Here is a 258-nt window from a genome sequence, read left to right on the forward strand (position 1 = left end):
ACGAAACCCGATACCCGGCCTTGCGGATCAGGCTCAGCGAGAAGAACACCAGCAACGCCAGGCAGATCAAGCGCAAATAAGGGATGAACGTGGACAGCACCACCACGCCGGTGATGAAGCCCGACCAGTCCAGCGCGCTCGCTGCCAGATAACTGCCGTAGGCCCCCGCCACGAATGCGGCGAGCGTCAGCGCCAGCCCCACCAGCCCCAACACTCCCGGCTCGGGCGCTGCGGCCGCAGTGACCGAAAGCCCGGTGC

The 258-nt window shown here is 66.3% G+C and carries 1 protein-coding gene; it reads right to left on the reverse strand.

Annotated features, from left to right (window positions below):
• A partial coding sequence (locus HKX41_12200) for a hypothetical protein (GenBank protein NNC24897.1) occupies positions 1-214 on the reverse strand: 214 nt, incomplete at its 3' end.
• Between the last annotated feature and the right edge of the window lie 44 nt (positions 215-258).

The sequence above is a fragment of the Salifodinibacter halophilus genome, from assembly GCA_012999515.1.
GTDB lineage: Bacteria > Pseudomonadota > Gammaproteobacteria > Nevskiales > Salinisphaeraceae > Salifodinibacter > Salifodinibacter halophilus.